Raw genomic sequence first — 7,400 nt, forward strand, 5'->3', positions numbered from 1 at the left:
CTGACCATGAAGTGCTTGTCATACCTGGTCTCCCCCATGCGGACGGCAGCCGGATCAGTGCCGTAGATTTCGAAGCCGTTACGCTGGTAGGTCCTGATCGCAGCCGTTGCTTCGACCAGGACGGCAAGGTGCACCTGTTCGACGCAGGCCTCGGCGTGGGCGAGAAGCTCCCTGATGAGCCGATCTCCAATCCCTTGACCTCGGCCGTCCTCTCTGACGTAGACCGTGTAGATGTGGCCCCTGTGCTGCAATCGCTTGTCCGACGAGACATAGAACCCCCCGACACCGATCAGACTGCCGCGCCCAAAAGCGCCAAGGACCATTCCGCCCAGCCAACGACGATACGCCGCCATCATCGCCTCACCGCCCTCGTCCTCTTCAGGAGAACTAAAGGTTTGAGGATGAGTTCGAAGCGCCTCCGCGCGAATGTCGCGAAAAACGTCGAGATCATCGACCGTCAATCGTCGGATTTCCACGTCCGCCTGGCGGCGGGCAGCATGCGATATCATGATCGCCTCCTCTCCTTGTCGCAGTAAAGAACGGCAGGAACGATGATCCGTCACAACCCGCCGCGGACCCATATCGTGCTGTCTCTCAATCTCTCGATGACGCGTTCAGGCGCGATGCAGTCGATCTCGCTGCGCGTCAAGCCGATGTCCAGCAGCGCCCTGTCGCTGAGGTCATGCACGGTGATTCGTGCGCGTGGCCGCTCCTGAAACGCACGCCAATATCGCCTGACGAGGCTCAGGACGACGGAGAGGTCGAGGCGAAGTCTCGCGGCGCCTTGCTCCGTCGCGGCTGTGATGTCCGTCTGTTGGGGTGGCATCGGATGCTCCTGCTGTTGAGCCGGCAGGAAGCGTGGCCAAAGAAAAGGCCCCGTCCGATGCCGGCGGGGCCTGGTGGAAAAGATGTCGTCGTCGAATTCCTAGCGCACGACTCCTCCCACCGCCCAGCCGAAGCGGGTGATGTGATTGCGGTTGAGGGTGCGCGAGCATTTGGTCATGGGGCCGTCAATACCACGGCGATCGCGTAAAATCAAGAGATGTGCGGATACCTACCGCACGCTGGAGGCGAGCGACCCTGCTCGCCTAGCCGCGCACCAGCGAGACCAGCCAGCTGCGGCCGAACAACACGAGGATCGCGAGCGCGTAGACGACGGTGCCGCCGACGGCGAGCAGGACCAGCGTCACTTCGTCCCGGAAGTGCATCGCGCCGAGCCAGGAACCGCTGAAGCGCGCGATCAGCCAGAACGCGGCGGCGAGAACGATTCCGGTCAGCAGGAATTTGCCGAGCGACATCAGCCAGGCGCGGTCCGGCACGAGAAAGCCGCGTCGCACGGCGAAGAACAGCACCAGCAGGAGATTGGTCCAGACGCCGACGGCGGTGGCCAGCGCGAGGCCGATCTGGGCGAGCGATCCCATCAAGGCGACTTTCAGCGCGACGTTGACGGCGATGCCGGTCAGCGACGCCCGCACCGGCGTCGCCGTGTCCTTGCGCGCATAGAAGGTTGCGACCGCGCTGCGGATCAGCACGAAGGGGATCAGGCCGATGGCATAGGCGGCGAGCGTGCCGCCGGCAGCGACCGCATCGGCCTTCGAGAACGCGCCGCGGGCGAACAGCGCGCGCATGATCTCGTCGGGCACGGTGAGGAAGGCCGCCACGAACGGAATCGAGAACAGCAGCGTGAAATCGAAGGCGCGGCGCTGCGCCTTCATCGCGCCGTCATGGTCGTTGGCCGTGATCCGCCGCGACATTTCCGGCAGCAGCACCGTGCCGATGGCGATGCCGATGACGCCGATCGGAAGCTGGTTGAGACGATCGGCGTAGTAGAGCGCCGACAGCGCGCCCGCAGGCAGGAAGGTCGCGATGATGGTGTCGGCGAACAGCGCGACCTGCGTCCCCATCGAGCCCAGCGTCGCCGGGCCCAGCGCCTTGAAGAAGCCGCGAACGTCTTCGTCGAGCCTGAGCGGCGCAAAGCGCGGCAGGCCGCCATGGCGGGCGAGATCGCCCGCCAGCAGGAAATATTGCAGGAAGCCGGAGATCAGCACGCCCCAGGCCGCGGCGTGGCCCGCGGTCGGAAACCATGCGGCAACCGCCAGCGTCATCATCATCGCGACGTTGAGGAAGATCGACGCAGCCGCGGCGCTGGCAAAGCGCTGCATGACGTTGAGCATGCCGCCATAGAGCGTCACCAGCGTGATCAGCAGCAGATAGGGAAAGGTGATGCGGGTCAGCTCGATCGCGAGCTTGCGCTGCTCGGCATCCTCGGAAAAACCCGGCGCGAGGATGCTCATGGCCTGCGGCATGAACAGCCAGGCGACGACCAGCAGCAGAACTTGCGAGGCCAGCAGCAGCGTGAAGATGCGGTCGGCGAACAGGTGCGCGGCCGCCTCCCCCTTCTCGCCATGGACATGGGCATAGGCCGGCACCCAGGCGGCGTTGAAGGCGCCCTCGGCGAAGATCGCACGGAAATGATTGGGCAGCCGCAGCGCCACGAAAAAGGCGTCGGCCACCGGGCCGGCGCCGAGAATCGCCGCAAGCATGATGTCGCGGGCAAACCCCGTCAGCCGCGAGAGCAGCGTGTAACCACCGACCGTGAAGATGCGTCCGAGCATGCGCCTGTTTTAGAGCATGGCGCGATTAGGTCTAGGTGCAAGCTGCGAAGAAGGGTTGTCTGGCAAGACTATCGCAAACAAGAAATGTGTTGGCCAGCTTGCCCGCAAGCGCATCCTTCGAGACGCCCGCCTGCGGCGGGCCCTCAGGATGAGGACGGAGTGCGTGGCAACACTTCGAGAGGCCAGGCTGCCGTTTAGCCTCATCCTGAGGAGACCGCGGAGCGGTCGTCTCGAAGGACGAGGCGCTTGCTCAGAATCCGCCGCGGGCCCAGGCGCGCAGATACGATTCGCGCGACGACCTCTCCCGCAAGCGGGAGAGGTGAACCTCAAGCTGAAAGCGCACCCCGCACGGCGGCGATGATTCGCTCCTGGTCGGCTTCGGTCAAATAGGCGTGCATCGGCAGGCTGATGACGTCCTGCGACAGGCTCTCGCAACCCGGCAGCCCGCCTTCGGCGACCGGATAGTGCTTGTAGGCGGTCTGCTGATGCATCGACTTGCCGTAATAGATCGCGGTCGGCACGCCCTGGGCCTTCAGCGCGGCGGCGAAGCCGTCGCGATCGGTGCCTCTGGGCAGGCGGATGGTGTATTGCGCCCAGACCGAGGTGTTGCCGGGGCTGAGGTGCGGCACGGTGACCACATTGCCGAGGCCGCGCGCGTAGCGCTCCGCGACCTTGTTGCGGGCGGCGATCTCGTCGTCGAAAATCTTCAGCTTCTCGATCAGGATCGCGGCCTGCATGGTGTCGAGCCGGCCGGTGAGGCCGAGGCGGACGTTGTCGTATTTGTCCACGCCCTGCCCGTGCACGCGGATGCTGCGCAGCGTGGCCGCGAGCTCGTCGTCATCGGTGAAGATCGCGCCGCCGTCGCCGAAGCAGCCGAGCGGCTTGGCCGGGAAGAAGCTGGTGGCCGTGGCGTGCGCCAGCGTGCCGAGCTTGCGGCCCTTGTAGCTCGCGCCAAAGCCTTGCGCGGCATCGTCGAGCACGAACAGGCCTTCGGCCCTGGCGATCTCGGCGATGGCGTCGTGATCGGCGGGTTGGCCGAACAGGTCGACCGGAATCACCGCGACCGGCTTGAGGCCGGCCTTGCGGGCGGCCGCGATGCCGCGCTTGAGCGACTCCGGGCTCATGTTGAAGGTCGTCTCATCGACGTCGACATAAACAGGCGTCGCGCCGGTCCGCGCCACCGGCGAGGCGGTCGCGATGAAGGTGAAGGACGGACACAGCACGGCATCGCCGGGCCCGAAATTCTTCGCCATCATCACCATCAGGATCGCGTCGGTGCCGCTGGCACAGCCGATGACGTGCTTGGCGCCGCAATAGGCCGCGAGCTGCTTCTCGAGCTCGAACACCTCCGGGCCATTGACGAACTGGCAATGATCGAGCACGCGCTTGACGGCGGCATCGAGCGAGGCGCCGAGCCGGCGCCGCTGTGAGGCGACGTCGATGAAGGGAATGGGTTCGGAACGGAGATGCTGGTTCATAGTCTGGTTCTTGGCGCCTTGTGACGTTTGAGCGGTCGACATGGAAAAGGATCAGCCGGCGATCCGGCGCGGAGCCTTGCGGGCAGGCGCGGTCGCGGCGGGACGCGAGGGCGTCTCCAGGCATTGCGTGGCGATTTCGAGGCTGGCGACGCCTTCATCGCCGGTCACCGCCGGCGTCTCGCCGTGTCGCACCGCCTTCAAGAACGCGATCAGCTCGGCGCGCAGCGGCTCGTCATGACCGACAGGCAGATGCCGCATCGAATAGCTGCCGTCGGGCTTGAAGCCGAAGCATTCGGTGACCTGGCGCGTGAGCAGATCGCCCATCACGTATTTGCCGCGGGTCGCGACCGTGACGCTGCGTGCCTTGAACGGCGTCAGCCAGTTGGTGTTGATGTGGGCGAGCACGCCGTTGGCGGTGCGGAACTGCAGAAGCGCGATGTCCTCGCGCTCGGCAACCGCGCTCGACAATTGCGGCTGCACCTCGACGATGTCGGATTCGGTGAACCAGCGGATCAGATCGATGTCGTGCACGGCGAGGTCGATGACGACGCCGACATTGGACATGCGCGGCGGGAACGGGCCGACGCGCGTGATGGCGATGGAGAGAATGTCCTCGCCCGCGATCGCCTGCTTGACGGCGGCGACCGCCGGATTGAAGCGCTCGACATGGCCGACCATCAGCGTCACGCCCGCCTTGTGCGCGGCGGCAACGATCTCGCGACCCTCTTCGACCGTGGACGCGATCGGCTTCTCGACCAGGACATGGATGTTCTTGGCGATGCAGGCAAGCGCGACCTCGTGATGCAGATGCGTCGGCGCCGCGATGGTGACGGCATCGACGCCGGCCGCGAGCAACTCGTCGAGCGTCTCGAAGCTCGGGCAGTTGGCAAGCTCCGTCGCGCGGGTGCGATGCGCGTGCGAAGGATCGACGACACCGACGAGGCTGACGCCGGGAAGACCCGCAAGCACGCGCGCGTGGTTGCTGCCCATCACGCCGGCACCAATGACGCCGACGCGCAAGCCGGCCTTCGCCGGTGCAGATCCTTTGGAACTCATCTGAGCAAACCCCGATTCAACCCAAATCCCCGGGCCTCTCCTAGCACGGCCGCCACATTTGTGGCGAATGCGGAGCTGGGAGCCCGGACACGATTTGATTCAAAAAGTTACACATTCCCCGAGCCTTAGGCCGCAGCAGATACCGCCTTCCCGGCCCGGGTCGCGTGATTCGGAGTTTGCTGGTTACGACCTTTGATAGTCGTCTTCAATCCGGATGATGTCGTCTTCCCCGAGATAAGAGCCGGTCTGGACCTCGATCAGTTCCAGCTGGATCTTGCCGGGGTTCTCCATCCGGTGGACGGCGCCCATCGGGATGTAGATCGATTCGTTCTCATGCACCATCTTCACGGTCTCATTGACGGTGACCTGGGCCGTGCCGCGCACGACGATCCAGTGCTCGGCACGATGGTGGTGCTTCTGCAGCGACAGCCGCCCGCCCGGCTTCACCACGATGCGCTTGACCTGGTGGCGCTCGCCATTGTCGACCGACTGGTAGCTGCCCCAGGGCCGGTGCACCTTCAGATGCTCCTCGGTGACCTTCGGCGCGACCGCCTTCAGCTTCGTCACGAGACGCTTCAGGCCGTTGGCATCCTTCTGGCGCGAGACCAGAACGGCATCCGCAGTTGCGACCACGACGAGATCGTCGACGCCTTCGAGCGCGACCAGCGCGGAATCGGTGGTGACGTTGCAGTTGCGGGAATCCTCGAACACGGCGGTGCCGTGCGCCGCATTGCCTTGCGCGTCCTTGTCCGAGAGCTCCCACACCGCGTGCCATGAGCCGACGTCGGACCAGCCGCACGACACCGGCACCACGGCGGCGCGCGAGGTCTTTTCCATCACCGCATAGTCGATCGAGATCGCCTTCGCCGCGCCGAACGCCTCGGGCTCCAGCGTGACGAAGCCGAGATCGCGGCCGGCATTGGTGACGGCGTTGGTGACGGCCTCGACGCTTCCCGCATCGACCTTGCGATATTCGTCGAGCAGCACGCTGGCCGGGAACATGAAGTTGCCGCTGTTCCAGAGATAGCCCGAATTGACGTAGTCGGATGCCTTCACTGCGTCCGGCTTCTCGACGAAGCGCGCAACCGCATGCACTTCGCCTGATATCACCTCGCCCGGATTGATATAGCCGTATTCGGTCGCCGGCCGCTCCGGCTTGACGCCGAAGGTGACGATGCGCCCGGTGCTCGCGGCGGCGAGGCCCTCGCGGCCGGCCGCGACGAAGGCGGCATTGTCCTGCACCACGTGGTCGGCGGCGAGCGCGAGCACGATCGCCTCATTGGCGCGGTTCTGCGCGAACACCGCGCCTGCCGCGATCGCAGGTCCGGAATCGCGCCGCATCGGCTCGAGGATCACGTCGGCCTCGATGCCGATCTCGGCGAGCTGCTCCAGCACCATGAAGCGATAGGACGCATTGGTGATGACAACAGGCCGGTCGAACAGCGAGGAATCGGAGACGCGCAGCAGCGTGTCCTGGAAGGTCGAGCGCGTGCCGAACAGCGGCAGGAATTGCTTCGGGCGCACCTCGCGCGAAGCGGGCCACAGCCGCGTGCCGGCACCGCCGCACATGATCAGGGGGATTATGCGTTTGTCCATCGTGATCTCAAACCTTGAAGTAGTCCCGATACCAGGTGACGAAATTATGGACCCCATGCTCGATCGGCGTTGACGGTGCAAAGCCGGTGTCGCGCATCAAATCCTCGACATCCGCGAACGTTTCCAGCACATCTCCCGGCTGCATCGGCAGCAATTCTTTGATCGCCGTCCGGCCCAGCTCCCGCTCCAGAAGACCGACGACGTGCATCAGCTCCTCCGGATGGTGATTGCCGACATTGTAGAGCTTAAACGGCGCATTTGCGGCAGCCGGGTCGTCCGCGGGCACAAGATCGATCAGCTTCGATACGACACGGGTCACATCGTCAATATAGGTGAAGTCGCGGCGCATCTTGCCGTGGTTAAAGAGCCGGATCGGCTTGCCCGCCATGATGGCGTTCACGAACAGAAACATGGCCATGTCGGGCCGGCCCCACGGGCCGTAAATGGTAAAGAAGCGCAGCCCCGTGACCGGCAGGCGATAAAGATGGCTGTAGGACTGCGCCATCAATTCATTCGCCTTCTTGGTCGCAGCGTAGAAGCTCACGGGATGATCGGTGCGGTCTGCAACCGCAAATGGCAGTTTTGTGTTGGCGCCATAAACGGAAGATGACGAGGCGTAGACGAGATGACGACAGCCATTGTAGCGGCAGGCCCC

Annotated in this window: 7 protein-coding genes; all 7 read right to left on the reverse strand. The window is 64.7% G+C overall.

Going from position 1 to position 7,400, the window contains the following annotated elements:
- The coding region (locus tag IC50_RS39185; RefSeq protein WP_162131523.1) for a GNAT family N-acetyltransferase at positions 1-509 on the reverse strand (509 nt) is incomplete at its 3' end.
- Between the two features lie 50 nt (positions 510-559).
- Positions 560-826: a DUF1127 domain-containing protein gene (locus IC50_RS18655; RefSeq protein WP_035707913.1), complete on the reverse strand. Its 267-nt coding sequence runs from the start codon at positions 824-826 to the stop codon at positions 560-562.
- 262 nt (positions 827-1,088) lie between these two features.
- Positions 1,089-2,615: a murein biosynthesis integral membrane protein MurJ gene (gene murJ, locus IC50_RS18660; protein WP_035707918.1), complete on the reverse strand. Its 1,527-nt coding sequence runs from the start codon at positions 2,613-2,615 to the stop codon at positions 1,089-1,091.
- A 326-nt stretch (positions 2,616-2,941) separates the two neighbouring features.
- The gene (locus IC50_RS18665) at positions 2,942-4,093 is read right to left on the reverse strand and encodes a DegT/DnrJ/EryC1/StrS family aminotransferase (RefSeq protein WP_035707921.1); all 1,152 of its coding nucleotides are present in this window, start codon (positions 4,091-4,093) and stop codon (positions 2,942-2,944) included.
- A 51-nt stretch (positions 4,094-4,144) separates the two neighbouring features.
- Positions 4,145-5,149, reverse strand: a complete 1,005-nt coding sequence (locus IC50_RS18670) for a Gfo/Idh/MocA family protein (protein ID WP_035707930.1) — start codon at positions 5,147-5,149, stop codon at positions 4,145-4,147.
- A gap of 183 nt (positions 5,150-5,332) precedes the next feature.
- On the reverse strand, positions 5,333-6,745 hold the full coding sequence (locus IC50_RS18675; protein ID WP_035707933.1) for a mannose-1-phosphate guanylyltransferase/mannose-6-phosphate isomerase: 1,413 nt from the start codon (positions 6,743-6,745) through the stop codon (positions 5,333-5,335).
- Positions 6,746-6,752: 7 nt separating this feature from the next.
- Positions 6,753-7,400: NAD-dependent epimerase/dehydratase family protein (locus tag IC50_RS18680; RefSeq protein WP_035707935.1), on the reverse strand; the 648-nt coding region annotated here is incomplete at its 5' end.

Source organism: Bradyrhizobium genomosp. I (2014) (assembly GCF_000261685.1).
Taxonomy (GTDB): Bacteria; Pseudomonadota; Alphaproteobacteria; order Rhizobiales; family Xanthobacteraceae; genus Bradyrhizobium.

What these genes read in the sequence shown, in the direction of transcription:
- IC50_RS18665 (WP_035707921.1), bottom strand. Translation starts at nt 4,093, where the DNA reads ATGAACCAGCATCTCCGTTCCGAACCCATTCCCTTCATCGACGTCGCC.
- IC50_RS18670 (WP_035707930.1), bottom strand. Translation starts at nt 5,149, where the DNA reads ATGAGTTCCAAAGGATCTGCACCGGCGAAGGCCGGCTTGCGCGTCGGC.
- IC50_RS18655 (WP_035707913.1), bottom strand. Translation starts at nt 826, where the DNA reads ATGCCACCCCAACAGACGGACATCACAGCCGCGACGGAGCAAGGCGCC.
- IC50_RS18675 (WP_035707933.1), bottom strand. Translation starts at nt 6,745, where the DNA reads ATGGACAAACGCATAATCCCCCTGATCATGTGCGGCGGTGCCGGCACG.
- murJ (WP_035707918.1), bottom strand. Translation starts at nt 2,615, where the DNA reads ATGCTCGGACGCATCTTCACGGTCGGTGGTTACACGCTGCTCTCGCGG.